This window comes from Flavobacterium aeripolare (genome assembly GCF_013294025.1).
GTDB lineage: Bacteria > Bacteroidota > Bacteroidia > Flavobacteriales > Flavobacteriaceae > Flavobacterium.
On sequence record NZ_JABSNL010000009.1, the window covers coordinates 185,361 to 210,236 of the forward strand.

Here is a 24,876-nt window from a genome sequence, read left to right on the forward strand (position 1 = left end):
TCGTCTTTTAGAGAATTTATCTTGTAAAAACCAAGTGATTATCCTTTGACAGATTGGCATCAAATTGATAGCCATCATAATTAAATCCCTTTAGATCATCAATTGTTTCGGCATTAGTATCAATAATGTAACGAACCATCATACCTCTCGCCTTCTTAGCATAAAAACTAATAATTTTTAATTTTCCATCTTTGTAATCCTTGAAATCTGGCGTAATAACTGGTACTTTTAATTTTTTTACGTCCACTGCCGAAAAATATTCATTACTCGCCAAGTTTACAAAAAGCTCGTCGTCCTTTAACTCACTATTTAAAGTTTTAGTCAGCGTTTCTTTCCAGAATTCATATAGGTTAGCTGCTTCCCCAACTGGAAATTTAGTTCCCATTTCTAAACGGTAGGCTTGCATTAAATCTAAGGGTTTTAAAATTCCATACAAACCTGATAATATTCTCAATTTATCTTGCAGTACATCAATTTTTGAAACCGGAATACTGTATGCATCTAAACCCGTATAAACATCTCCATCAAAAGTATAAATAGCAGGACGGGCATTTTCTATCGTAAAAGGTGTTTTCCAATCCTTGTTGCGTTCCCAATTTAAATCAGCCAGCTTATCAGAAATATGCATTAATTCAGAAAGTTCTTTGGGAGACTTTTGTTTCAATTCTTTTTGAATTTTTCTACTTTCTTTTAAAAATTGCCCTTCGGTAAATTTATCGGTTGGTAATTCTCTCTCAAATTCAAGTGATTTTGCTGGTGATATAACGATTTTCATAGGTCTGTCTTTCTATTTTCTTATTGCTTCCAAAAATACAAATTGTAAACCATAAATTCTGTTAAGCTCATTGAATTATACAATATCGCGATAAGAATTCTAGATACTTTCCATTTCAAAGTTTAGACCATTTCCGCTTTCGCGAAAGCAAAAATGATGAAATTTATAAAAGTTTAAGGATACTTTGCGCTACTTTTTTATTCGAAAATTAATCAGAGAATACAAGTAATAGCAGCTGTAAAAGAGAGGAAAATTAGTTCATAACAGCGAAACTATTTTAACGAAAGCAAAAAAACAACTGCCGCACATCGTATACATATTAACAAACAATTAGCGATAAAAAAAACCGTATTTATTATCTTTGCAATAGCAATAAACGCAGGGCTTTGTTGGCTTTTTAAAAAAAAATTTTAAAGACAATACAAACCATTAAGCACTTGCAATTACTCATTTAGAATTAAGATACATGAAAAATAATTTCAATACTATTCCCTTATCAATATTAGATTTAGCTGTTGTACTAGCAGAAAAAACGCCGGCACAAACTTTTAAAAACAGTGTTGCATTAGCTCAAAAAGCCGAATCATTAGACTATAAAAGATTCTGGCTATCTGAACATCATAATATGCCACACATTGTGAGTTCGGCTACGTCTATTTTAATTGGCCATATCGCCGAAAATACAAAGAAAATCAGAGTTGGTTCTGGAGGAATTATGCTTCCTAATCACGCTCCATTAATCATTGCAGAACAATTTGGAACGCTCGCTACACTCTACCCTGGAAGAATTGACTTAGGACTAGGACGAGCGCCAGGTACCGATCAATTAACCGCTCAGGCATTGCAAAGAAATGATCAAGCGGCCTACCAATTCCCGAGTACGGTAGTCGAACTGCAAGAATACTTATCTCTTGAAAATAGTCATGCTGCAGTACGCGCCATACCGGGTGAAGGATTAGATATCCCCATTTGGATCTTGGGTTCGAGCACAGATAGCGCTAGATTAGCAGCTTCATTAGGTCTACCGTATGCATTTGCAAGTCATTTTGCACCACAGCAATTACTGCAAGCATTATCGATTTATAGAGCTAATTTTAAACCGTCTGAATATTTAAAAGAACCGTACGTTCTCGCTTGTGTAAATGTTACCGCCGCCGAAACTAGTACCGAAGCTGCTGCGCTAGCTACATCAATGCAAAAAGTATTCTTAGGTATATTAACAAACGATAGAAGACCGCTGCAACCAGCAGATCCTAACTTTAAAGTTCCTGAAGAAGCAAAACAAGTTATGCAACAGTTTTTGCATTACTCATTTGTAGGCGACCCTACAGAAATCAAGTCTCAATTAGAAGATTTTGTAGAGCAAACTAATGTTGACGAATTAATGGTTGTCTCTCATATTTATGATTTTGACGCCCGCTTGAAATCATACGAAATCATTAAAGAAGCTCAAGAAAAGTAATTTACAAGATCAAAAACAGCTAGATCACTGCCTGTAAATAACTTACAGAATTATTATATACAAGCGCAATACAATTTACAGGGTTCTCTACATTATAAACGGGAGCAATTGTAGATTTTATTGCGCTTTTTATATGATTTAATATCAAGTTTGCCTTAATAATTACCGTATTAAAGAGGCTATTTTCTAACATTTTGCCTATTTTTGTAAATCGGGCTATTACGTCCAAAAAAATAGTACAAACAGACATAATTTGTCACCTAAAATACAGAGAACCGTGCACGTGAAAAGAAAAATGAAAAAAGCCATCAAGAAAATTTATAATGGTGACTTGTTTAAAGAGTTTTTTGATAATGAAAAAGCAACTGGATTAATATTAATCGCTTGTACTATCGTTTCATTAATCATGGCAAATTCCATATTTGCATCGCAGTATATTTATACTTGGCATGCTAAATTTTTTGGTGAGAGTTTAGAGTATTGGATTAATGATGGTTTAATGACTGTTTTCTTCTTATTAATAGGTTTAGAGTTAAAACGAGAAATTAACGACGGTGAACTATCAAATGTAAAAGATGCTTTACTGCCTATTTTTGCAGCAATGGGAGGTATGTTTATTCCCGCTGGAATATTTTTAATAAACAATTACGGTACAGTAACGCACTCTGGAGCAGGTATTCCTATGGCTACAGATATTGCTTTTGCTTTAGGTATATTATCTCTTTTAGGGAATAGAGTTCCATTATCACTGAAAGTTTTTTTAACGGCACTTGCTGTTATTGATGACCTTGGAGCGATACTAGTGATCGCAATATTTTACACTAAAACCATTGTATGGATGAATTTATTCATTGCATTAGCTGTATTTGTAGGACTTTTAATAATGAATCGCATGAAAGTGCGTAGCCTTACATTGTACTTACTAGGTGGTGTGGTGATGTGGTGGTTCATGTTGCATTCAGGAATTCATGCTACTATTACCGGAGTTTTGTTGGCTTTCACGATTCCGTTTTGCCATGGAGAAAAAGATTCAATCTTCTCAAAACTGGAAAGAGCCTTGCACAAACCGGTTGGTTTTTTCATTCTTCCGCTTTTTGCATTAGCAAACACAGCAATAATCATAAGCTCAAATATAGGAGAAACGTTATCACAGCATTACAGTATAGGGATTGCTCTAGGGCTAATTGTAGGGAAACCACTGGGTATTGCTCTAGCTAGTTTTATAGCGGTACGTTTAGGCGTTTGTAAACTTCCTGCTGATTTGAACTGGAAAACTGTTATAAGTGTAGGTTTCCTTGGAGGAATTGGTTTTACCATGTCTATCTTCATAACTTTACTTGCCTTTGACGATCAAACGATTATAAATAATGCTAAATTTGTAATTCTACTATCTTCATTAGTAGCGGGAGTATTAGGATTCTTATTCTTAAAAACAACTTTAAAACAAGCTACAATTGAAAGTACTAATAGCTAAATTACTTGACTACATCAACCTCAATAAAGGTGAGGATGATAAATATACAGTCCTTGAAAATGTACGGTCAAATATCTCTTTTAGAGGCGCTAACTTATGGATTCTAGCGTGTGCTATTGTTATCGCTTCGATAGGACTGAATGTAAATTCGGCTGCAGTAATTATTGGAGCCATGCTTATTTCCCCTTTAATGGGGCCTATTATAGGTGCTGGTTTTGGTTTAGGGGTATTCGATTTTGACTTATTAAAAAGGTCTTTAAAAAATCTATTAGTAGCAACTTTAGTAGGACTTATAGTCTCGGCAATATATTTTTATATTAGTCCGTTCAAGGAAATGCAACCCGAGCTATTATCAAGAACATCACCTAATATCTATGATATCCTTATTGCTTTTGCAGGAGGAATTGTAGGGGCTATTGCTATTACTCGTGTAGAAAAAGGAAATCCCATCCCTGGTGTAGCCATTGCTACTGCCCTGATGCCACCGCTTTGTACTGCTGGTTATGGTTTAGCTATAGGAAGCATGCGCTTTTTCTTTGGAGCCATTTACTTGTACTCGATTAACTGTGTTTTTATTTGTATTTCTACTTTCTTTATTGTGACTTTTTTGAAATATCCTAAAAAGAAGCAACTAGATGAAAGCACCGAAAAAAGAGTAAAATACATTATCACAACTTTAATAACTATATTGATCTTACCAAGTATTTATTTTGCTTACCAATTATTCGAACAAAAAAACTACCAACACCAAATAGATGTTTTTATCGAAAGTGAATTTTCTAGTAAGGGTATTGCTATTTTATACAAGAAAACTAAGTTTAACGAAAGTCCAAAGAAATTAGAATTGGGATTTTTAAGTAAAAAATTCTCTGATAGCCAGATCAAAGCCTTTAACGCTAAATTAAAAGACTACCAAATCCCGAATACTAAATTAAGTGTGATACAAGATACCACTGATTTAAAGACAGATATTTTAAATGAGATTAAATTTAATAAGTCGGTTTTAAGTGAGAAAGATGTATCGATATTAAAACTTAAAAAGCAAATCGAAGCTGATAAGTACGATAATAAAAACCTACTTAACGAAATAAAAATTTTGTTCCCAGAAGTTCAAAATATTGCAGTTTCAAACCACGTTTTTAATGAAAATACCGATAGTACCGCAGTAGTTCCTGTTCTTATCTATCAAAGTAAAACACCATTGAAAGACGAGAACGTACAAAAGTTAACATTCTGGTTGGAAAAAAGATTAGCTAAAAGCGAAATAGAACTGTACAGACAACCTGTTAAACCAGTCAAAAAAGTGGCTGAAAAAACTGTTGTTAAATAAGCACACAATAAAGTATAGACACAAAAAAAATCCGCCTTGCAGCGGATTTTTTTATGGACACTAATTAAGTATTAGATAACTAGTTCTCTTATTTAGGGTCTAGGATTAAAGCAATTCTAGCGATACAGTCCTCATAATGGTAACGAGTCTCAGTATTAAGATTAGGATTGTTAGCCATTGCTAGTTGTGATTTTAAAGCTTTCAATTCCCCTCTAACTAAGGCTCTCACATCTGATTGTGAAACGTTATAGGCGCTTTCTGAGCGACTTGACTTCATCTCTTCTTGCATCAAATAAGCCATTCTTTCGATAAAAGCTCTTTGCAAGTTTCTTCTATAAATAGTAACATTTGTGCGTGCTGCAGCTTCTTTCCATATTCCTTTGCGCATGTCAGTAAGCATATTAATTGCTTTATAATTATCATCACCTTGCACAGCAGCATCCATTAATCTACCCAATCTATCAAAACTTAAAACCGAATTTAAATGTCGCGTTTGTAAATTTCTAAAACGTTCTGTATAACCAGCGAAATCAATATTGCGTAATGTTTTCATATCAACCAACCAAGTAGGTGATGCAAAAGCATTTTGTTGCAACCATATCATGGCTTCTACTTGCTGTGCTTTTGGTACTACGGTATAAACGGGACCAGCTTGATTTGGTTTCTTACTATTTTCAAAAACACCTCCTACATTGGTTACTACATGACCTACATAACGACTCCAAACTCCTAGAAACTCATCGTATAGCTCGCTTAAATCCTCGTAGTTGTTTGTTTTATCACTAGTCCATTCAGCTAGATGTGCTCCTACATATTGTAGATTTTTAAGTCCGTACGAACTCGCTTTCATTGAATTATTACCAATATCTTCTGTTTGCGATGTAGGATCAAAACTGCTGCTTTGCTTACCGTATTTGTAAATAGGATTTGAAGCTTTTTCTAAAATCCATTTGTCTAAGGTAGCCACCTCTGCCTCTGGAGAAACTGCTCCAGGAATTACACGGTATCCCCAGTTCACAGCGTAGTGATCATAAGGTCCCATCTGACGAATGAAACGAACCCCTTTATCACCCGCTTGAGCGATATAATTATAACGAGCATAATCCATTAAGCTGGCTGCTATTCCGTTTTTCTGTGTAAAATCGGCATTTCTATAACTTTCAACATCATAGGCATTACTAGCGCCCATATTGTGAGGAAAGCCTAGCGCGTGCCCCACTTCATGTGCAATAACAAAGCGCATCATCTCACCCATTTCCTCTTCACTAGTGTTTAAAGTACGAGCACTTGGATTTGCCGCTCCAGTTTCTAATAAATAGCGATTTCTATAAGAGCGAAGGTGGTTGTGGTACCAGATAATATCACTTTCTATAATCTCCCCCGTTCTAGGGTCAGAGATACTTGGTCCCACAGCATTTCTAGTTGTGCTAGCCACATAGCGCACTACAGAGTAACGCATGTCTTCAGGACTAAAATCAGGATCTTCTTCTTTTGTAGGTGGGTCTTTGGCAATAATTGCATTTTTAAAACCCGCTGTTTCAAATGGTTTTTGCCATTCTTCAATTCCTTGTTTAATGTATTTTCTCAGCTTCTCAGGAGTGGCTGGGTCAATATAATAAACAATAGGTTTAATAGGTTCCACTAGTTCGCCACGAGCGTAAGCAGCAGGATCTTTTGGCTCTAATCTCCATCGGCGGATGTACGTTTTATTGTCTGATTTTAATTCTTCACTATTATAATCATACTGACTCATAGTAAAGTAACCCACACGATCATCTGCTAGACGAGGTTGCATTAATTTTTCTGGCAACAGAATCATCGATTGATTCATTTGTATACTAATGGTCTCAGAATCTTGTAAAACTGGCGGCTTAGAGGCATTATAAGTAAAATCTTGAATAACCTCAATATTCATAGGATAACTGCGCATGCTATTAATAAAACTACGCGAATCATCTAGTCCTTTTACTTTATAAGACTCTCTCATAGAAGCAGATATTCCGCTGATCGCTTTCACATCAGAACTGTAGAATTTTGTTACATCAATTACTGTATTCAAGGAGTCCTTACTAAAAGCAACGATATCAAATGCAAATAATGTGGGTTCGTAATTGTTAGACTTTACTGATATGCTTATCGGCAAACTATCATTAGCGACAGCATTGTATGATTTCACTTTGATCAAAATTTTATCTTGAAAACGTTCCCATACAATCAGTTGCTCGTTTGTCTCAGATCCCGCGTTTACATATCCACCACCTAAGTTAGAAGGCAATTTTGAAAGACGGCTCACGAGCAACATATCCTTATTTAAAAGGGTATTCGGAATTTCAAAAAAATATTTTTTATCTACCTTATGTACAGTAAACAAACCATCATCAGATATAGCATCCTTTGTGATAACTTTGCTATACTCTTTAATTTGTTGCTCTGATTTTTTTTCGGCTGGAGGGGCAGTAGTTTCTGGTTTCTTCTTTTTATTCTCATCAATATGCCACTGCTTTTGTGCGGTGACACATACTGGTGTTAATAACAATCCAGCTAATGTACTCAAAATGACAATTTTCTTCATCAATAGGTTATTTTTTGATTAATCTCTTTCAAAAATAAATTTAACCACCTCTATATTAATTTATTTATGATGTTTTAACACTAAATTAACAACTGCCCTCGATGTTATCCTACTAATTTTTATTGCTTTACTATTCGTATTTTATAATTTATTTTCGAATAAAAAAATGAACCAAAATATGTTTGCGATCGCGCATTTTTTAACGAACTTTAATCTTTATAAAAAGCTGCTACATTATGGACTTATTTAACGATCAACCGCAAAGCCAAGTCAATTTGCTACCGAAAGAGGGCACCGTAAATTACTATGGGACACTGATGACTCAAAAAGAGGCAAATGATTATTTAAATAAGTTACTGGAAACCATTGCTTGGAAAAATGATCAAGCGGTCATCTTTGGAAAATTGATCATCACTAAAAGAAAGGTGGCTTGGTATGGAGATATTCCGTTTAAATACACTTATTCAAATACTACTAAAGAAGCACTACCATGGACCGCTGAATTAATAGAATTAAAAAATCTAGCCGAAATAACTACTGGTGAAACCTACAACTCTTGCCTTTTAAATTTGTACCATGATGGTAATGAAGGTATGGCTTGGCATAGTGATGGCGAAAAAGATTTGAAGAAAAATGGTGCTATTGCGTCAATGAGTTTTGGTGCAGAGAGAAAATTTGCCTTTAAAAACAAAACTACTAAAGAAACTATACAAGTAATTTTGCAAAACGGTAGCTTGCTAGTAATGAAAGACGAAACCCAAACACACTGGCTCCACCGCTTACCTCCTACTAAATTAGTTTCTAAACCAAGAGTGAATCTTACTTTTAGAACGATTGTACACCAAGACTAAAAGCAAGACACGGCAATAAATTTGTTAGTGAACTAGTATTTATTTCCTTTTTTACACTGATTTTAAGGCTATTTTGACTTGTGAAATTTGCCCTAACAATTGTATTGATTCCTTATTTAATGTTAGTATTAATTGCTATTTTTGTACAAATTACATCATTATGCTGAAAATTGGAGTATTAGGTGCAGGTCACTTAGGAAAAATACATTTACGATTACTACAACAATCTGACAAATATGAATTAGTTGGTTTTTATGACCCTAATCAAGAAAATGCTGATAAGATTTCTAAAGAATTTGGTTACAAACACTTTAGTACGATAGCGTCACTTATTCACGCAGTAGACGTCATAGATATTGTTACCCCTACACTTTCTCATTATAAGTGTGCTAAGGTTGCTATTAAATCAGGTAAGCACGTCTTTATTGAAAAACCTATTTCGAATACTATTGAAGAGGCTGACGAAATAATTGCATTATCTAAGGAGTATAATGTTAAAGGTCAAGTAGGTCATGTGGAACGTTTTAACCCTGGATTTATCGCTTCAAAAGACATGATCGAAAAACCTATGTTTATTGAAACGCATCGTCTAGCTGAATTTAACCCACGAGGTACGGATGTTCCAGTAGTACTCGATTTAATGATTCACGACATTGATGTTATATTAAGTGTGGTGAAATCAAAGGTGAAAAATATTAGCGCAAGCGGTGTTTCTGTCATTAGTGACACGCCTGATATTGCTAACGCAAGAATCGAATTTGAAAATGGTTGTGTTGCTAATCTAACAGCAAGCCGAATCTCAATGAAAAACATGCGTAAAACGCGTTTCTTTCAAAAAGACGCTTACATTTCGGTAGATTTCTTAGAGAAAAAATGTGAGGTTGTAAAAATGAAAGATGCTCCTGAAGTTCCAGGTGATTTTGACATGATTTTGCAAAATGCAGAAGGCGTAAAAAAGCAAATCTATTTTTCTAATCCTGAAGTAGAGCAAAATAATGCCATTCTGGACGAATTAGAAACTTTTGCAGATGCCATTACTAACAATACTACCCCTGTAGTTACCTTAGAACAAGCAACTGATGCTTTAAAAGTAGCGTACCAAATCATTGATTGCTTTAAGAAATAATAATAGAAGACGATTTATAAGTTAGACGAGAAGACTTTAAATTAAAAAATAAATTAAATGAAAGTAATAGCAGTAATAGGTGCTGGAACAATGGGGAACGGAATTGCCCACACGTTTGCACAAAGCGGATTTACCGTTAAATTAATTGATGTATCTGAGAAATCTCTGGATAAAGGAATGGCTACAATTGCGGCTAATCTAGATCGAATGGTTACAAAAGGAAGCATCACGATTGAAGACAAAGCTAAAACAATAACAAACATTATTACCTATACAGATGTAAAAGATGGCGTTGTAGGTGCTGACCTAGTTGTCGAAGCCGCTACAGAAAACGTTGGTTTGAAATTAGAAATTTTCAAACAACTGAATGAAGCATGTGGAGCAGATACTATTCTTGCAACAAATACTTCTTCTATTTCAATTACACAAATTGGAGCGGTTGTGACAAACCCGGAGCGCGTTATAGGAATGCACTTTATGAATCCGGTGCCTATTATGAAATTGGTCGAAATCATTCGAGGATACAACACTAGCGATGAAGTGACTCAAACGATTATGACACTTTCTGAGAAACTTGGAAAAACACCCGTTGAAGTAAATGATTACCCTGGTTTTGTAGCCAATAGAATTTTGATGCCTATGATTAACGAGGCTATTGAGACTTTATACAACAAGGTAGCGGGTGTCTATGAGATTGATACCGTTATGAAATTAGGAATGGGACATCCTATGGGACCTTTACAACTAGCTGATTTTATTGGTTTAGATGTTTGCTTGGCTATTTTGAACGTGATGTATGATGGATTTAAAAATCCTAAATATGCTCCGTGCCCTTTATTAGTAAACATGGTACGTGCTGGAAAATTAGGAGTTAAATCTGGAGGAGGCTTCTACGATTATTTAGAGAGTAAAAAAGCAGAGAAGATTTCGAAACAATTTATATAGTCTAAAAAGTCCAAAAACCTAGTTTATTATTCTATACAAGCTAGTTTTTTGGACTTTATTTTTGATTTATTATGGCAAAAATCATTCCTTTTCAAGCCGCTCGTCCTACTCGTGATAAAGTGTGCTTAGTGACTTGCCGTTCTTATGAAGAGTATGTCACTGCAGAGCTAGCTGCACAATTAGACTTTAATCCGTTATCTTTTTTACATGTTATAAAACCTGCTTACAATAATCAGGAAACAGTAACCTTTGAAAAAAGATACCGACAAGTTCATCAAAAATACCAAGATTTTAAAAACGAAGGTATCATAATTAAAGATGCTAAGCCGGCAATCTATATTCACAAAATTGTTACTAGCAACCATTCTTTTACAGGAATTATTGTTGCTGCAAACATAGACGATTACCGCAACAACAAAATTAAAAAACACGAAGAAACACTGGCGTTTCGAGTAAGACTACTCAAAGAGTACATGAAAAACTCTGAGTTCAATACAGAGCCAGTTCTAATGACTTATCCTGATAATAGTGCTATAGAAAAGTGGATTCTTGAGCAAACGCAACAATTAGCCGACTTTGAGTTTTCGACTACTAAAAAAGAGATTAATTATCTGTGGAAAATTGATGATGAATCCGAGATCGCGTGGATTCAAAATATATTCAGCAAAGTAGACTCTTTATACATAGCAGATGGACATCATCGCACTGAAGCTGCTAAACTATTGTCTGAAGATTATCCTAATGATACTAATAAAGCGCATTTATTGAGTTATTTAATATCAGAAAATAATATTAAAATATACGAGTTTAATCGTGTAGTCAAAGATCTTAACGGCCTGTCTAAAGAGGATTTCATCTCAAAACTGCAATTGAATTTTATACTCGAAAACAAATTCCAACAACCGTATCAGCCTGTTGTTAAAAATGAATTTGGTATGTATCTTGACGGTGACTTTTATAGTTTAAAACTAAAAAATCAAGTAGCTCCATCAAAAGATGCTTTAGAAAGTTTAGACACTCAAATTTTGTATAATACGGTGCTCCTACCCTTACTCGCGGTAGCAGATTTGCGCAACGATGAGCGTATAGAGTATCTCTCTGGCAAGCAATCCGTTTTAGAATTAAAAAACCAGATTGATGAGGGGGAATTTAGAGTGGGATTTTTACTTTACCCTTCAAATATTAATGAAATAAAGGCATTAGCAGATAATAATTTGATTATGCCTCCAAAAAGTACGTATATTGAACCTAAGTTTAGAAGCGGAATCGTAATCTACGAATTATAAATTAAGCTTAAAATAAAAAGCATATAACATGGCAATAGCAGCTAATTTAAACCTAATAAAAAGTACACTTCCTGAACAAGTAACCCTTGTTGCAGTTTCAAAGACAAAACCAGTATCTGACCTAATGGAAGCCTATGATGCGGGACAACGCATTTTTGGTGAAAATAAGATCCAAGAGATGGCTGAAAAATGGGAAGAAATGCCAAAGGATATTCAGTGGCACATGATTGGTCATGTACAAACAAATAAGGTGAAATTTATGGCACCATTTGTGAGCTTAGTACACGGTGTTGATAGTTTAAAATTATTAAGCGAGATTAACAAGCAAGCATTAAAAAACGACCGATCAATAGATTGCTTGCTACAAATGCACATTGCTGAGGAAGACACAAAATTTGGTTTGGACAAGCAGGAATTACACGAATTACTTGAATCGAATGATTTTAAAGAATTAAGAAATATTCGCATCGTAGGTTTGATGGGAATGGCTACATTTACTGATGATCAAAACCAAATAAGCAGAGAGTTTAAAGAATTAAACGCCATCTATGAAAGTTTAAAAAATGACAAAGTAATGAGTAATTCAATACAGACACTCTCTATGGGAATGTCTGGAGATTATAAGCTTGCTATAGACTGCGGTAGCAACATGGTTAGAATAGGAAGCAGCATATTTGGAGGGCGATAGTCCTTAAAATTACAATACATATACTTAATATTTAGTAATAAAAGAAGAGTATATCAGCAACATTAAAGAAAGAAATTTGTACGCAATATTAGACATAGAAACCACTGGAGGAGCATTTAATGAAGAGGGAATTACTGAGATTGCTATCTATAAATATGATGGTCATGAGATTGTAGACCAATTCATTAGTTTAGTAAATCCTGAAATACCCATTCAACCATTTGTGGTGAAATTAACTGGAATAAATAATTCTATGTTGGTTTCGGCACCAAAGTTTTATGAGGTAGCAAAACGCATTATCGAAATTACTGAAGACTGTGTTATTGTGGCACACAATGCCGATTTTGATTACAGAATCTTGAGAACAGAGTTTAAAAGACTGGGCTACGATTTCACTATGAAAACGCTATGTACCGTTGAACTATCTAAAAAACTATTACCTGAACAGCCTTCACATAGTTTAGGGAAATTAGTACGCGCATTAGGAATACCTATGGCCGATAGGCATCGCGCTAGTGGAGATGCTCTAGCTACTGTAAAGTTATTTCAAATGCTTCTTGAAAAAGACGTGCACAAGGAAATCGTTAAAGATTTCATCAAGTTAAAAATAGAAAAAGGACTTGCTCCTCGTTTACAAGATATCATCCGTGATTTACCTAATGTTGTAGGTGTATATTATATTTATAATGAAAAGGGAGATATTATTTATGTGGGCAAAAGCAAGAATATAAAAAAGAGAATCAATCAGCATTTTACTGGCATTACAAATAGCGCTAAGAAAATTCAAGCAGAAGTTTTCGCAGTTACTTATGAAGAAACTGGAAGTGAATTAGTTGCGCTCTTAAAAGAAAGTCAAGAAATAAAAATTAATAAACCAAGGTATAACCGTGCGCAGCGTAAAACCATATTTCAATGGGCACTGTATCCTGAAGTTGATAAAGATGGTTACATCAACCTCAAACTTCATAAGGCTGATGGTAGAAAAAAAGAAATAACTTCTTTTACCTCTCTACTTGAAGGTAAGAACATGCTTTTTAGAGTTACTGAAAAATACCATCTGTGCCAGAAGTACACTGGATTGTACGAAACTAAAACCGCTTGTTTTCAATATAAAATTAAGGAATGTGATGGTGCATGCATTGGTCTAGTTTCGCCTCAAGAATATAATGAACGTGTAAAAGCCTTTATTAAAGCAAGTGAATTTGAAAGTCAAAATATGGTTATTGTAGATCGTGGACGAACAATAAGTGAGCGTAGTGCTATCCTGATCGAAAACGGAATCTATAAAGGATATGCTTTCTATGATTTGAACTATCAAATTACTAATATAGAAGTACTAAAGAACATATTGATACCGATGATTAATAATAGGGATGTCAAAAATATAATACAGTCTTACTTACGTAAGGAGAAAAAACCCAAACTGATAAAATTCTAAAAAAGAACGAGCACCTTCATGGGGAAAATTAAATCGCAGTACGACATTTTTAGACAAAAAGTACACATTATCATTTATGGCACCAGCACTAAGGCAGGTCGCCTCTTTGATTTAATTTTACTTGGGCTTATATTACTTAGCGTAGTACTAGTAATGATGGAGACTGTAAATTCGTTTGATTTAAAATATCATTATGAACTAGTAACGTTAGAATGGATCATTACAATATTTTTTACCATAGAATATATATTACGAATCGTATCTATAGATAAACCCTGGAAGTATATTTTTAGTTTTTACGGTATTATAGATCTGTTAGCGATCATGCCTATGTACTTGTCTATATTCTTCCTTGGTACCAGCATATTTAGTGTCGTTCGTTCCCTACGCTTACTTCGTTTATTTAAAATATTAAATCATCCTCAATTTACAAGTCAGTCTGTACAGTTAAAGCAAGCTATAAATGCGAGCCGTGGTAAAATTGTGGTTTTCATTTATTTTGTACTAATAATTACCATCATCATTGGTTCACTAATGTACATTGTAGAAGGAAAAGAAAGTGGTTTTACCAGTATTCCAGCAAGTATATATTGGACTATTGTTACGTTAACCACCGTTGGTTATGGCGATATTTCACCCGTAACGCCATTGGGACAATTTATTGCTTCTTTTGTAATGATTTTGGGTTATGGAATTATTGCAGTTCCTACTGGAATAGTTACAGCGGAAATTGCAAAAAACAGTCAAAAGCAAAATGATCATTTTAAGCCTCAAGCTTGTGAGGGATGTGGTGACGAAGCACACACAACAACTGCTAATTACTGTTCCAATTGCGGACATAAATTTTAACCACTTATCTTATCTCTTGCCATTTATCATTTGGGATTGATAAAAGGTCGTAAGTGCTGTTTCTTACCACTTTTAAATTAGCTATCCTTCTTTGTTAAAGCGCGTGTTACAAGCCTAATTTTTCAGTAAGAAATACTACCTTGCAATACTTAACATTTACGAATTTCATCTAAGCAAAATAGCGACATGAAACATTTAATTACCATCGTAGGACCAACAGCAATAGGAAAAACTGCTTTGAGTATTCAGATAGCAAATCATTATAACTGCGAAATCGTTTCTTGTGATAGTCGTCAATTTTTTAAGGAAATGACTATAGGTACTGCAGTCCCAAGTGTTGCCGAATTACAAGCTGCTCCACATCATTTTATTCAAAATAAGTCTATATTCGAAGGCTATACAGTAGGTGATTATGAGAAACAGGTAATTGCAACTATAGATACTCTTTTTCAAACAAATGATTATGTAATTTTAGTAGGCGGTTCTGGCTTGTATGTAAACGCTGTTTTAAAGGGATTTGACGAATTTCCTGAAATAGAGCATTCTATAAGAGAAAGTGTAACTGCTAACTATGAGAAATTAGGTATCAACTATTTGCAACAACAATTACAGCAACTTGATCCAGAATATTTTAAGACTATAACAGCCGATAATCCCCAGACCTTATTGAACCCACAGCGTATGATGCGATTTGTAGAGGTTTGTTTAGGAACTGGTAAACCGTATTCTTCATTTTTAAATCAGAAACAGCACAGTCGCCCCTTTACTCCTATAATCATAGGACTAGAGGCAGATCGAAGCGTTTTATATAATAGAATTAACCAGCGTGTTACTATTATGATGGAAAACGGACTACTACAGGAAGCCAAGGCGCTATATCCCAATAGAGAACTGAATGCATTGCAAACAGTGGGCTACAGAGAGCTTTTTGACTTTTTTGATGGTACTATTAAACTAGATTTTGCTATAGAAGAAATCAAAAAAAACAGCCGAAGATTTGCAAAACGCCAATTAACGTGGTTTAAGCGTGACGAAAACACAACATGGTTTGACTTTGAAACACCTTATAAAGAAGTATTTGACCACATCAATAAAAAAACACAAATTACATTATAATTCCTATGCCAATAAGTCCAAATTTCACTTCTATACACAGTAAAGATTGGGAAATCAATTTTTCACAATGCATGCCAAATGACTATTTAAAATACACTGAATTATGCAATATTTTGCAACTTACTGCCGCCTCACATTCTGATATAGGTGGAATTAGTTTTTCAGACATGCAAGAATTTAATCAAGCTTGGGTCTTGAGTAGAATGCGTGTAGAAGTAAGTGCCTTACCTAAATGGCGCGACACAGTAACGGTCACTACCTGGATTAATACCTTAGAAAATTCTAGATCCATTCGTGCCTTAGAAGTACATCTTAACGGTAAAAAGATTATAGGTTCAGAAACGTTTTGGGCAGTATTCAATACCTCAAGACGCAGACCAGAAGCCTTAGCGCTCGCTCACGATCACTTTGAACTTTTTCCTGATAAGAAGGCAACTATAGAAGGCTTTTCGAAAATTAAAATCAGTACCGAAAAAGAAATCCTTTTTGAAAAGATGATCAAATTATCAGATCTAGATATCGTCAATCACGTTAATAACGTAAAGTACTTAGAATGGTGCTTGGACCTAGTAGATGAAAAAACTATACTATATCAAAGAATAAAAAGTTTTGAGATGAATTTTTTAAAAGAACTTTCTCTAAAAGATAAAGTAGTTATTCATGAAAACGTGGCTGAGGATGCTTACATTTTTACTGTTTCTAAAGAAGATAAAAATTGCTATGCCCTGCAGTTGAACTTGAAGTAGTAAGATCCATAACCCTGAATGAAGTGGAAAGCATTTGCACATAAAAATATGAATTTCCTGGCTTAAAAAAGCGACTAAAAGAAGCTCTTTTTAAGACAATGGAAATTCTTTTTTTATGAAAAATCTTGTAGCGGAAAGCAGGATTAGTTACAAAAAAAAAGGCTCCGATTTCTCGAAGCCTTCTATATATAAACGGTACTGATTATACAGTTTTATTTTTTACAACTAATCTAAAACCTTCTCCGTGAATATTCAAAATTTCAACATCTTCGTCAAGTTTAAGGTACTTTCTAAGTTTAGCGATATACACATCCATACTTCTAGAAGTAAAGTAATTGTCATCTCTCCAGATTTTTGTCAATGCTAATTCTCTTGGCATCAAATCATTTTCATGAAGGATTAACATTTTTAGTAATTCGTTCTCTTTAGGAGACAATTTAATAGGCTCTTGTTCCATGAAAGTCAAGAATCTCAATTTTGAATTAAGGTGAAATTTACCCACATTAAATTCAAACTGAACTTGCTCGCTTTTCATATCAGAAGATTTTCTTTGAATGATTGCTTTGATTTTCATCAACAACACTTCAGAATCAAAAGGTTTGTTTAAGTAGTCATCTGCTCCCGCTTTGTACCCTTTTAAAACATCCTCCTTCATTGATTTAGCAGTCAAAAAGATAATAGGCACTTCGCTATTTTTCTCTCTAATTTCCTTAGCTAATGTATACCCATCTTTGTACGGCATCATTACGTCAAGGATACATAAATCGTACGTATCTTTTTTAAATTTTTCGAAACCTTCCATTCCGTTTTTAGCTAAAACAACTTCAAAGTCATTTAGCATTAAATAATCTTTAAGTACAGCTCCAAAATTTAAGTCGTCTTCAACAAGAAGTATTTTTTTATTTATAGTTTCCATAGTATCTAATTTATTAGTGGTATTTTTATTATGAAGGTACTTCCTTTTCCCTTTTCACTTTCTACATATACTTGACCATTGTGGTCTTCAACAATTCTTTTTACATAAGCTAAACCTAACCCATGCCCTTTTACATTGTGTAAATCTCCGGTATGCTCTCTATAAAATTTTTCGAAAACTCGTTTTTGAGCGATTTTACTCATTCCTAAACCGTTGTCTTTTATTTTTATTAAGATCATATCTTTAATATTCTCTGTAAAAACCTCTATGCGAGGAATATCTGGAGAGTACTTAATGGCATTTTCTAATACATTTACTAACACATTTGTGAAATGCACCTCGTTAATTAAAACCGAAGTTCTATCTGCATTAAAATGGCTTTCAATACTTCCTTCTCTGTCTTCTAAAATCAAATTAACATGTTCAATAGCATCATTAATCACATCAACTACATCACAAGATTCCTTTTCTATATCGAGCTCCTTCTTCTCTAACTTAGAAATCCTTAAAACGTTTTCTACTTGCGCATGCATTCGTTTATTCTCGTCACGAATCATTTGCAAATACTTCATCACTTTTTCCCGATCATCAATAATCTTAGGATTACGAATAGCATCTAATGCTAAATTTATCGTCGCAATAGGTGTTTTAAATTCGTGAGTCATGTTATTAATAAAATCTGTTTTGATTTCAGAAATCTGACGTTGTCTTATTAATTGACTCAAAGCACTTGAATAAGCAATAATAATAATCAATGTAAAAATTATTGATAAAACGCTTAAACTAATCAACTCACTTAACAAGAACTTTTTCTTGTGAGGAAAACTAACTAACAACTTGTATTTTTCGTTTCCTTCGTTATCTGTATATACAGGTGTTGAATACGTTGACTCCTTATCATATTGAAAGTCAGCCGATTTTATAGGTGTTGCAATGCCATTACTATAAATTCCATATTCAAACTTGGTTTTAACGCCAAATTGTTCTAATTCTTTTTTGATTAATTTTTGTAAAGCCTCATTAGAAATCCTTTCTTGTAAAGGTTTAGCTGCAGCAAAATCCTTATAATAGATTTCAAATTGTACTTTATCTAATACATCTAAGTTTCCTGATTTTTCAATAGTAACATCGGGCATCAAATTTTGTTTAATATTTGACTTATCGACCCCACTATTATTATAAACCTCAGTAGTCCTTTTTGAACTAAAACTTTTAAACTTTTCGTTATTCAACTTTTTATTAAACAATGAAGATGAAATATTAAAATCCTCAGATATTATACTGTTTGAATAAACATACGTCTTGTTGGTTTTTGTATTTCTTTCAAAATAGTAAACCTCTAGAAGGTCTTCCTTTTTAGGTATCGTCCCTGTACTATCTTTTATATGATTGTACCTGTCTAAAAACGAGTAAGCTTCCTGCTTTTGCATTTTATCTGCCACATTACCAATAACTTGTGTAACGTGAAATTTAAATTGCTCCTCATTATTTTTGAAGGAATTGATAAACCAATAAACTTGTACAAGTATAATCCCGATTAAGGATAAACTCATCAATAAAACCAGTATTCTAAAAAAAAATTTATTCATCAGAACAAAATTAACATTTTAACAGTATGAATGATAATCTATTAACCAAACATTAACATCTAGCGACCGTTTTGTTTAATCAATAAAATTTTATGAATTTCCTCCACTTTTAACTTGGCTGTTGCGAGATTTACATTTTCGATTACATAATCACTTTTATTGATACGTTGTTCGTCTGTCCATTGCGAATTTATCCGTTTTTCAATTGAGGCAATATCAGTATTATCCCTGCTTACAACACGTTGTATTCTTGTATCTAATGGAGCAACAACACATATAACTTGATTGCATTTTTTATAATTCCCACTTTCAAATAAGATTGCAGCTTCATAAATTATGTAGGTAGCTCCTAAATGATTGTTGAACCAGCTTTCAAAATGAACCCGCACTGCAGGATGAACAATCGCATTTAACTGTAATAATTTCTCGCTATCGTTAAACACAATTGAGGCTAAAGCAGCACGATTGAGTTCCTCACCATCAAAAATTGAAACTCCAAAAGCTTTTTTTAAGGACGCAATGATACTTTTATCTTGCATTACCTCCCTTGCTGCATCGTCTGCAATATATATAGGAACTCCTAGAGAATGAAAATGCTGGGCAATTGTTGTTTTACCACTTCCTATTCCTCCTGTTAACCCTATAATTTTAGTCATATATTACACTTTAAAAAATAATTCTGGAAATGCTTCTTGTGGTCGCTGCTTTAATATAATAACCTTAATATAAGATTTTAAAAATCCTGTTCCGTAGCCAAAAAACTGTTTCCAAACTGCCAATACCGAAAGTGCTCCTATTTTTAAACTTCTACTTTTATAAGTTGCACTAATAAAAATAATTACAAAATAAATAAAATACAGTTTGATTAAAATATCAACAGTAAAAATCAACAAGAAAATTGATAAGGCAAATCCCAAAATAAAAACGGTTGGAAAAAAGAACGTTAGCTTGTTATACTTCGGATACCAACTATTCAAAATTGGTCTGGCTTTTCCAAATTTATTTACTTGAATCGAAAACTTATCCCAATCAATCCTTCTCTTATGATATACATACGCATTTGGAAAGAGTTTGGTTTCAAAACCTAAGTTCCATAATCGAATAGACAAATCTGGATCTTCACCAGGGTGAATATTTCCAAAACCTTTTGAGGCTTCAAAAGCTTTTCGAGAAATTCCCATATTAAAACTTCTAGGCTGGAATTTATCTATCTTTTCAGAACCACCACGAATTCCACCAGTAGTTAAAAATGAAGTCATCGCAAAATTAATTGCTTTTTGAATATCCGAAAAACTATCCAGCGCTTGATCCGGACCTCCAAAACAGTCGACATAATTTAATTTCAAAGCTTTATCAACCTCATTTAAATACTGACTAGGAATAATACAATCAGAATCAAAGATGATAAAATAATCTCCCTTGGCTTTTTGCATTCCATAATTTCTAGAATCTCCTGGACCAGAGTTAGGTTTAAAATAATACGATATAGACAAGCGCTCCGTATATTTTGCAACGATATCCTCACACCTTATTGTAGATCCGTCTTCAACTAGCACAACCTCAAACTCATTTTGATAATCAGTTTGAACTAAACTTTCTAAAAGTTCATCAACTTCATCAGGACGATTATAAACAGGAATTATCAGTGAGAACAACATAGGTACTTTGGGATATTGATTAAACTTAAACAAGCTATTTTAGCGCGCAAAGATAGCTTTTTTAACATTATCAATAAAAAAAACCAACAGCTATTAAGTGTTGGTTTTTACTCTATTTATAAGGTCTAAAAATAATTATTCAAACATCTCCATTACCTCTTGGCTCACTCCCACATTAGAAAATCCACCATCATGTAGTAAATTTTGCAAGGTTACCATTTTTGTCAAATCAGAGAACATTGATACAGTATAATTAGCACAATCTAATGCAGATGCATTGCCAAGTGGCGCCATCTTATCAGAAAATGCGATAAAACCACTAAAACCTTTCACCCCTTGACCTGCCTTTGTAGCTGTAGGAGATTGCGAGATTGTATTTACCCTGACTTTCTTGTCCCTACCAAAAAAGTATCCAAAACTTCTTGCCACAGATTCTAAAAAAGCTTTATTATCCGCCATATCATTATAATCGGGAAATACACGCTGTGCAGCCATGTAAGACAAAGCCACAATGCTTCCCCACTCATTCATAGCATCTTTTTTGTACAATACTTGCAGTACTTTATGAAAAGAAACTGCAGATACATTCCAACCTTTTTCTGTAAAATCGTAATTTTGATTAGTATAGTGATTGCCTTTTCTAACATTCACAGACATACCAATTGAATGCAGAACAAAATCTATTTTACCTCCTAAAATAAACATAGCCTGCTCCACTAAATTTTCTAAATCAGCTACAGATGTTGCGTCTGCAGCTATAACTTGAGCACCTGTTTTAAGAGCTAAATCAGTAATGTTTCCCAACCGCATTGCAGCAGGAGCATTCGACAATACAAAAACACCGCCTTCCTCATGCACGCGTTCAGCAGTTTTCCATGCAATTGAATTTTCATCTAAAGCACCAAAAATAATTCCTCGTTTTCCTTTCAATAAATTATACATAGTTTCTTTTTTTAAAACAGTCAAAAATACACTTTCCACATTAAGCTTGCAAGATGATCCGCTTTATCCATCATCTTAGGACCACACTATTCTCAAATTTCAATAGCATTTAGTCCCGCCATCTGCTATATTCTCAATAAAAAAACTACGGTAAAAAAACCTTGTTTTTAAAATTGAGCGATACCGCGACTGTCGGGGGTAGATTAGCAGGTTTAGTATTCATAAAACATTTACAATACCTCCCTTTACAGAAAATGCAGGATAATAACCTAGGAAAAGACGAAGGTATTTTTAATCCATAAATTGATTGAGGTGATCCATAATTTCGTTTAATCTTTGCTTTGTCAAATCACTAATACGGCCAGCCATAATATTACTTTGTATTGTGCCGCCCCCTGAATACTCACCTTTTGAAACGGTAGTAATAACTTGAATTTCACTATCTCTAAAATTAAGCCAATTACGTTGTGCTATCTTTAGTTTCTCCTGATCTTCAGGCGTTAACCTCTTCATTAATATAGTATAGTATTTATTTAATAACGCATCATAATCATTATTTAGGGACACTATAGCAGCCGTCATACCAGCAGTAGAATAGTCAACACCCACTTTAAGATCTGCTAATTTGTCAACACGGTAGACATCAGTTTTAAAATCAGTACCTATTGAACTTTTAGTATCTCCCAGCCTACTATTTATAGAGTCCTTATATTTAGACGCCATTTGATCAACTTTAGCCTTTATTTGAATAATTTTAGAAGAAGTTAATTCGGTTTGTGCATTTACAAAACCTCCAACAAATAGGATAGCTATTAAAAAAAATGTTCTCATTATTTCGTCAATTTATATTATGCGTAACTCAATAAAAATAAATATACTAAGTCTATTAATTATTTATAGCAAAATAATACAATTCGATAAAAGGAACACATAAAATTATATTAAAACAAACGATTCTTTTACATGCACCTAATAAACAATACAATAAAAATAATAGTATTAAATTTTATTACTGGAATTTATAGTATGATAATCCAAATTATATGCGAAACCATTTTTAATATAACAAATTGATATACAATTAATTAAAATATTTAAAAAAAATACTCAATATATACAAAACTGAAAATGAGAAGAAGAAAATAAAATAATACAACTACTGCAATTGAGCTAAAAATAGTGCATAAATATAAGTAATCAAATAAAACCATCTTCTTACATGAAAGCAACTCCCTTAAAAGTTGACGAAACCACATCATACAGTATAATTAATGAAGTACAATGCATCAATATAGCAATAAGTATTTATGAAACTGAAAAATAAATATAGTAGCAAAAATTGGTATATAAAATTCATAAACTATAACAAACATGGCTAAAGCAGCATCATATAACAGAATAAAAATTAAAAAAGACAGCAATCTAAACCATTTTTTTTTTCGGATCAATCCTAAAAGTTGGGGAGGGATTTGATTTTCATTAAATTAGCAGACAAAAAAGTACCCCTTGGTAAATTATATAGAACTTTTAAAACTCATACTGACTGAATTAATTGTAGAACACTTCGATTTGGTGAATACCAAAACTGAACAAGAGAAAATGCATTTGTTTTTTGAAGAAAAAAGTGCTCCACCCAAAGAGTATAATAATCGACAAGTAGTTTCAAAAGGTTTTTTACATGAGATTACTATTCAAGAATTTCCACTTAGAGGGAAATTCGTATATCTCCATATTAATCGTAGGAGGTGGCTTAACAAAGATACAGGGAAAGTAGTTTTTAGTCCCGATAGCTATCGGGAGGAATATTGTAGCACAAGGAACCCGCATGACTCATGAGTTTGCGGATTTTTTAAAAGAAATTAATAGATACTAAAGCAAACGATTGTCATACTATTGGATTTTTCTTTGGTGTTAATCGTAAAAAATTGCAACGACAATATAAAAAACATCTTAGTAATTTTTCCAATTGGGAACAACGAGAACATGCAAATGAGTGGCTAATTTTCCCTGAAAACATAGGTAGTCATTAATCTATAGACAAAGTAAACTTGTCAATGGGAGAGCTTTATACCGTAGTGACCAATAAAGCAGGAAAAGGTAAAAAAGGTTCTATTGTAGCCATTATTGCTGGAACAAAATCAGAAGTAGTTATTAATCATTTAAAAAGGATAGATTTAAAAAAACGTTCTCAGGTTATTGAAATTACTCTAGACATGGCTAATAGCATGAAATTAATTACTAAGAAATCTTTTCCAAAAGCAACACAAGTAATAGATCGTCTCCATGTTCAAGAACTTGCTTTAGAAGCTGTACAAGAAATTCGCATTAGATTAAAATGGGAGGCGCTAGATCAAGAAAACCAAAGTATATTAGAAGCAAAACTCAACAATACACCTTTTGTTTCTAAAGAATTCTCTAACGGAGATACTGCCAAGCAATTACTCACCAGGAGTAGGTTTCTACTCTACAAAAGCTCTAACAAATGGAGCGAAAGCCAAAAAGTTAGGGCAACAATAGTATTTGAAGCATATCCAGAAATTAAAACAGTTTACTTTTTAAGTCAAAAATTACGCAATATTTACAATAACAATACTGATAAATTGATAGCTATCACAAAATTAGCACACTGGTATAACGATGTTGAGGGCTTAGGAATAAAAAGTTTTAATACAATAATGAATACCATTAAAATTAACTATGATTCTATTTTGAATTATTTTGGTAATAGAAGCACTAATGCTTCTGCAGAATCTTTCAATGCTAAAATAAAAGCTTTTAGATCTCTCCCGATAGCTATCGGGATAGAGGTGTTAGAAAATTTGATTTCTTTCTATTTAGATTAACTAAATTATTTGCTTAATCCCCAACTTTTGCACTTGATCCCAAAATAGTATCCAATTAAAATCGACGCATCCCGATTAGCCCAGATAAAAACAGATAGCTATAGAGGGGGCTCCCACAATAGTTCACCTTTTTACACAACAAAAAACCCTTATCCGATTGGATAAGGGTTCTTATAGATCCTAAAATAAATTCAGGATAAAGAAAGGCGACGACATACTCTCCCACATAACTGCAGTACCATCTGCGCAGGCGGGCTTAACTACTCTGTT

At 33.5% G+C, this 24,876-nt stretch carries 22 protein-coding genes; 14 read left to right on the forward strand and 8 right to left on the reverse strand.

Going from position 1 to position 24,876, the window contains the following annotated elements; translation table 11 throughout:
- Positions 1 to 16 precede the first annotated feature (16 nt).
- A complete protein-coding gene (gene yaaA, locus HNQ00_RS11880) occupies positions 17 to 775 on the reverse strand; it encodes a peroxide stress protein YaaA (protein ID WP_173838718.1) in 759 nt (252 codons plus the stop codon).
- 466 nt (positions 776 to 1,241) lie between these two features.
- On the opposite strand from yaaA, the gene HNQ00_RS11885 reads away from it, so the two are divergent.
- The 3 genes from HNQ00_RS11885 (at position 1,242) to HNQ00_RS11895 (ending at position 5,041) form a co-directional block, all read left to right on the forward strand.
- Positions 1,242 to 2,237, forward strand: a complete 996-nt coding sequence (locus HNQ00_RS11885) for an LLM class flavin-dependent oxidoreductase (protein ID WP_173838719.1) — start codon at positions 1,242 to 1,244, stop codon at positions 2,235 to 2,237.
- A gap of 295 nt (positions 2,238 to 2,532) precedes the next feature.
- The gene (nhaA, locus tag HNQ00_RS11890) at positions 2,533 to 3,711 is read left to right on the forward strand and encodes a Na+/H+ antiporter NhaA (protein WP_173838720.1); all 1,179 of its coding nucleotides are present in this window, start codon (positions 2,533 to 2,535) and stop codon (positions 3,709 to 3,711) included.
- Positions 3,692 to 5,041 carry a TIGR00341 family protein gene (locus HNQ00_RS11895; protein WP_217425270.1) on the forward strand — a complete coding sequence of 450 codons (1,350 nt, stop codon included), beginning with the start codon at positions 3,692 to 3,694 and terminating at the stop codon, positions 5,039 to 5,041. The genes nhaA and HNQ00_RS11895 overlap by 20 nt, the downstream gene beginning before the upstream one ends.
- Before the next feature lie 88 nt (positions 5,042 to 5,129).
- Here the strand turns inward: HNQ00_RS11895 and HNQ00_RS11900 are convergent, their stop codons facing one another.
- Positions 5,130 to 7,613, reverse strand: coding sequence for a zinc-dependent metalloprotease (locus tag HNQ00_RS11900; RefSeq protein WP_173838721.1), 2,484 nt, complete (start codon positions 7,611 to 7,613; stop codon positions 5,130 to 5,132).
- A 236-nt stretch (positions 7,614 to 7,849) separates the two neighbouring features.
- Between HNQ00_RS11900 and HNQ00_RS11905 the strand changes: the two genes are divergently transcribed.
- From HNQ00_RS11905 to HNQ00_RS11945, 9 genes are all read left to right on the forward strand, one after another.
- On the forward strand, positions 7,850 to 8,464 hold the full coding sequence (locus HNQ00_RS11905; RefSeq protein ID WP_173838722.1) for an alpha-ketoglutarate-dependent dioxygenase AlkB family protein: 615 nt from the start codon (positions 7,850 to 7,852) through the stop codon (positions 8,462 to 8,464).
- Between the two features lie 160 nt (positions 8,465 to 8,624).
- Positions 8,625 to 9,590, forward strand: coding sequence for a Gfo/Idh/MocA family protein (locus HNQ00_RS11910; protein ID WP_173838723.1), 966 nt, complete (start codon positions 8,625 to 8,627; stop codon positions 9,588 to 9,590).
- A 57-nt stretch (positions 9,591 to 9,647) separates the two neighbouring features.
- Positions 9,648 to 10,535 carry a 3-hydroxyacyl-CoA dehydrogenase family protein gene (locus tag HNQ00_RS11915; protein ID WP_173838724.1) on the forward strand — a complete coding sequence of 296 codons (888 nt, stop codon included), beginning with the start codon at positions 9,648 to 9,650 and terminating at the stop codon, positions 10,533 to 10,535.
- Positions 10,536 to 10,606: 71 nt separating this feature from the next.
- Complete coding sequence (locus HNQ00_RS11920) at positions 10,607 to 11,821, forward strand: DUF1015 domain-containing protein (protein WP_173838725.1); 1,215 nt, start codon at positions 10,607 to 10,609, stop codon at positions 11,819 to 11,821.
- A 28-nt stretch (positions 11,822 to 11,849) separates the two neighbouring features.
- Entirely contained in the window at positions 11,850 to 12,509 is a 660-nt protein-coding gene (locus HNQ00_RS11925) for a YggS family pyridoxal phosphate-dependent enzyme (RefSeq protein ID WP_173838726.1), read from the forward strand.
- Between the two features lie 76 nt (positions 12,510 to 12,585).
- Positions 12,586 to 13,947 carry an exonuclease domain-containing protein gene (locus HNQ00_RS11930; RefSeq protein ID WP_173838727.1) on the forward strand — a complete coding sequence of 454 codons (1,362 nt, stop codon included), beginning with the start codon at positions 12,586 to 12,588 and terminating at the stop codon, positions 13,945 to 13,947.
- A gap of 18 nt (positions 13,948 to 13,965) precedes the next feature.
- Positions 13,966 to 14,796, forward strand: coding sequence for an ion transporter (locus tag HNQ00_RS11935; protein ID WP_173838728.1), 831 nt, complete (start codon positions 13,966 to 13,968; stop codon positions 14,794 to 14,796).
- A gap of 186 nt (positions 14,797 to 14,982) precedes the next feature.
- Positions 14,983 to 15,912, forward strand: a complete 930-nt coding sequence (miaA, locus tag HNQ00_RS11940; RefSeq protein WP_173838729.1) for a tRNA (adenosine(37)-N6)-dimethylallyltransferase MiaA — start codon at positions 14,983 to 14,985, stop codon at positions 15,910 to 15,912.
- 5 nt (positions 15,913 to 15,917) lie between these two features.
- The gene (locus HNQ00_RS11945; RefSeq protein ID WP_173838730.1) at positions 15,918 to 16,658 is read left to right on the forward strand and encodes an acyl-[acyl-carrier-protein] thioesterase; all 741 of its coding nucleotides are present in this window, start codon (positions 15,918 to 15,920) and stop codon (positions 16,656 to 16,658) included.
- 202 nt (positions 16,659 to 16,860) lie between these two features.
- Here HNQ00_RS11945 and HNQ00_RS11950 read toward each other — a convergent pair whose 3' ends face one another.
- The 6 genes from HNQ00_RS11950 to HNQ00_RS11975 form a co-directional block, all read right to left on the reverse strand.
- On the reverse strand, positions 16,861 to 17,574 hold the full coding sequence (locus HNQ00_RS11950) for a response regulator transcription factor (RefSeq protein ID WP_026707544.1): 714 nt from the start codon (positions 17,572 to 17,574) through the stop codon (positions 16,861 to 16,863).
- A 5-nt stretch (positions 17,575 to 17,579) separates the two neighbouring features.
- Positions 17,580 to 19,163: a sensor histidine kinase gene (locus HNQ00_RS11955; protein WP_173838731.1), complete on the reverse strand. Its 1,584-nt coding sequence runs from the start codon at positions 19,161 to 19,163 to the stop codon at positions 17,580 to 17,582.
- 59 nt (positions 19,164 to 19,222) lie between these two features.
- Entirely contained in the window at positions 19,223 to 19,819 is a 597-nt protein-coding gene (coaE, locus tag HNQ00_RS11960) for a dephospho-CoA kinase (RefSeq protein ID WP_173838732.1), read from the reverse strand.
- A 3-nt stretch (positions 19,820 to 19,822) separates the two neighbouring features.
- Positions 19,823 to 20,821 (reverse strand): glycosyltransferase family 2 protein, encoded by a 999-nt coding sequence (locus tag HNQ00_RS11965; protein WP_173838743.1) that lies wholly within the window; start codon positions 20,819 to 20,821, stop codon positions 19,823 to 19,825.
- Between the two features lie 135 nt (positions 20,822 to 20,956).
- Entirely contained in the window at positions 20,957 to 21,763 is an 807-nt protein-coding gene (locus tag HNQ00_RS11970; RefSeq protein ID WP_173838733.1) for an enoyl-ACP reductase FabI, read from the reverse strand.
- A 291-nt stretch (positions 21,764 to 22,054) separates the two neighbouring features.
- Positions 22,055 to 22,594 carry a lysozyme inhibitor LprI family protein gene (locus HNQ00_RS11975; protein ID WP_173838734.1) on the reverse strand — a complete coding sequence of 180 codons (540 nt, stop codon included), beginning with the start codon at positions 22,592 to 22,594 and terminating at the stop codon, positions 22,055 to 22,057.
- Positions 22,595 to 23,335: 741 nt separating this feature from the next.
- On the opposite strand from HNQ00_RS11975, the gene HNQ00_RS16420 reads away from it, so the two are divergent.
- The gene (locus HNQ00_RS16420; protein ID WP_463671353.1) at positions 23,336 to 23,599 is read left to right on the forward strand and encodes an ISAon1 family transposase N-terminal region protein; all 264 of its coding nucleotides are present in this window, start codon (positions 23,336 to 23,338) and stop codon (positions 23,597 to 23,599) included.
- A gap of 218 nt (positions 23,600 to 23,817) precedes the next feature.
- Complete coding sequence (locus tag HNQ00_RS11980) at positions 23,818 to 24,606, forward strand: ISAon1 family transposase (protein WP_463671352.1); 789 nt, start codon at positions 23,818 to 23,820, stop codon at positions 24,604 to 24,606.
- Positions 24,607 to 24,876: the final 270 nt, after the last annotated feature.

Bases quoted from the DNA above. Each gene is read 5' to 3' on its own strand.
- yaaA (WP_173838718.1), bottom strand. From the start codon at position 775: ATGAAAATCGTTATATCACCAGCAAAATCACTTGAATTTGAGAGAGAA.
- HNQ00_RS11885 (WP_173838719.1), top strand. From the start codon at position 1,242: ATGAAAAATAATTTCAATACTATTCCCTTATCAATATTAGATTTAGCT.
- nhaA (WP_173838720.1), top strand. From the start codon at position 2,533: ATGAAAAAAGCCATCAAGAAAATTTATAATGGTGACTTGTTTAAAGAG.
- HNQ00_RS11900 (WP_173838721.1), bottom strand. From the start codon at position 7,613: ATGAAGAAAATTGTCATTTTGAGTACATTAGCTGGATTGTTATTAACA.
- HNQ00_RS11905 (WP_173838722.1), top strand. From the start codon at position 7,850: ATGGACTTATTTAACGATCAACCGCAAAGCCAAGTCAATTTGCTACCG.
- HNQ00_RS11910 (WP_173838723.1), top strand. From the start codon at position 8,625: ATGCTGAAAATTGGAGTATTAGGTGCAGGTCACTTAGGAAAAATACAT.
- HNQ00_RS11915 (WP_173838724.1), top strand. From the start codon at position 9,648: ATGAAAGTAATAGCAGTAATAGGTGCTGGAACAATGGGGAACGGAATT.
- HNQ00_RS11920 (WP_173838725.1), top strand. From the start codon at position 10,607: ATGGCAAAAATCATTCCTTTTCAAGCCGCTCGTCCTACTCGTGATAAA.
- HNQ00_RS11925 (WP_173838726.1), top strand. From the start codon at position 11,850: ATGGCAATAGCAGCTAATTTAAACCTAATAAAAAGTACACTTCCTGAA.
- HNQ00_RS11935 (WP_173838728.1), top strand. From the start codon at position 13,966: ATGGGGAAAATTAAATCGCAGTACGACATTTTTAGACAAAAAGTACAC.
- miaA (WP_173838729.1), top strand. From the start codon at position 14,983: ATGAAACATTTAATTACCATCGTAGGACCAACAGCAATAGGAAAAACT.
- HNQ00_RS11945 (WP_173838730.1), top strand. From the start codon at position 15,918: ATGCCAATAAGTCCAAATTTCACTTCTATACACAGTAAAGATTGGGAA.
- HNQ00_RS11950 (WP_026707544.1), bottom strand. From the start codon at position 17,574: ATGGAAACTATAAATAAAAAAATACTTCTTGTTGAAGACGACTTAAAT.
- HNQ00_RS11955 (WP_173838731.1), bottom strand. From the start codon at position 19,163: ATGAATAAATTTTTTTTTAGAATACTGGTTTTATTGATGAGTTTATCC.
- coaE (WP_173838732.1), bottom strand. From the start codon at position 19,819: ATGACTAAAATTATAGGGTTAACAGGAGGAATAGGAAGTGGTAAAACA.
- HNQ00_RS11965 (WP_173838743.1), bottom strand. From the start codon at position 20,821: ATGTTGTTCTCACTGATAATTCCTGTTTATAATCGTCCTGATGAAGTT.
- HNQ00_RS11970 (WP_173838733.1), bottom strand. From the start codon at position 21,763: ATGTATAATTTATTGAAAGGAAAACGAGGAATTATTTTTGGTGCTTTA.
- HNQ00_RS11975 (WP_173838734.1), bottom strand. From the start codon at position 22,594: ATGAGAACATTTTTTTTAATAGCTATCCTATTTGTTGGAGGTTTTGTA.
- HNQ00_RS11980 (WP_463671352.1), top strand. From the start codon at position 23,818: ATGGGAGAGCTTTATACCGTAGTGACCAATAAAGCAGGAAAAGGTAAA.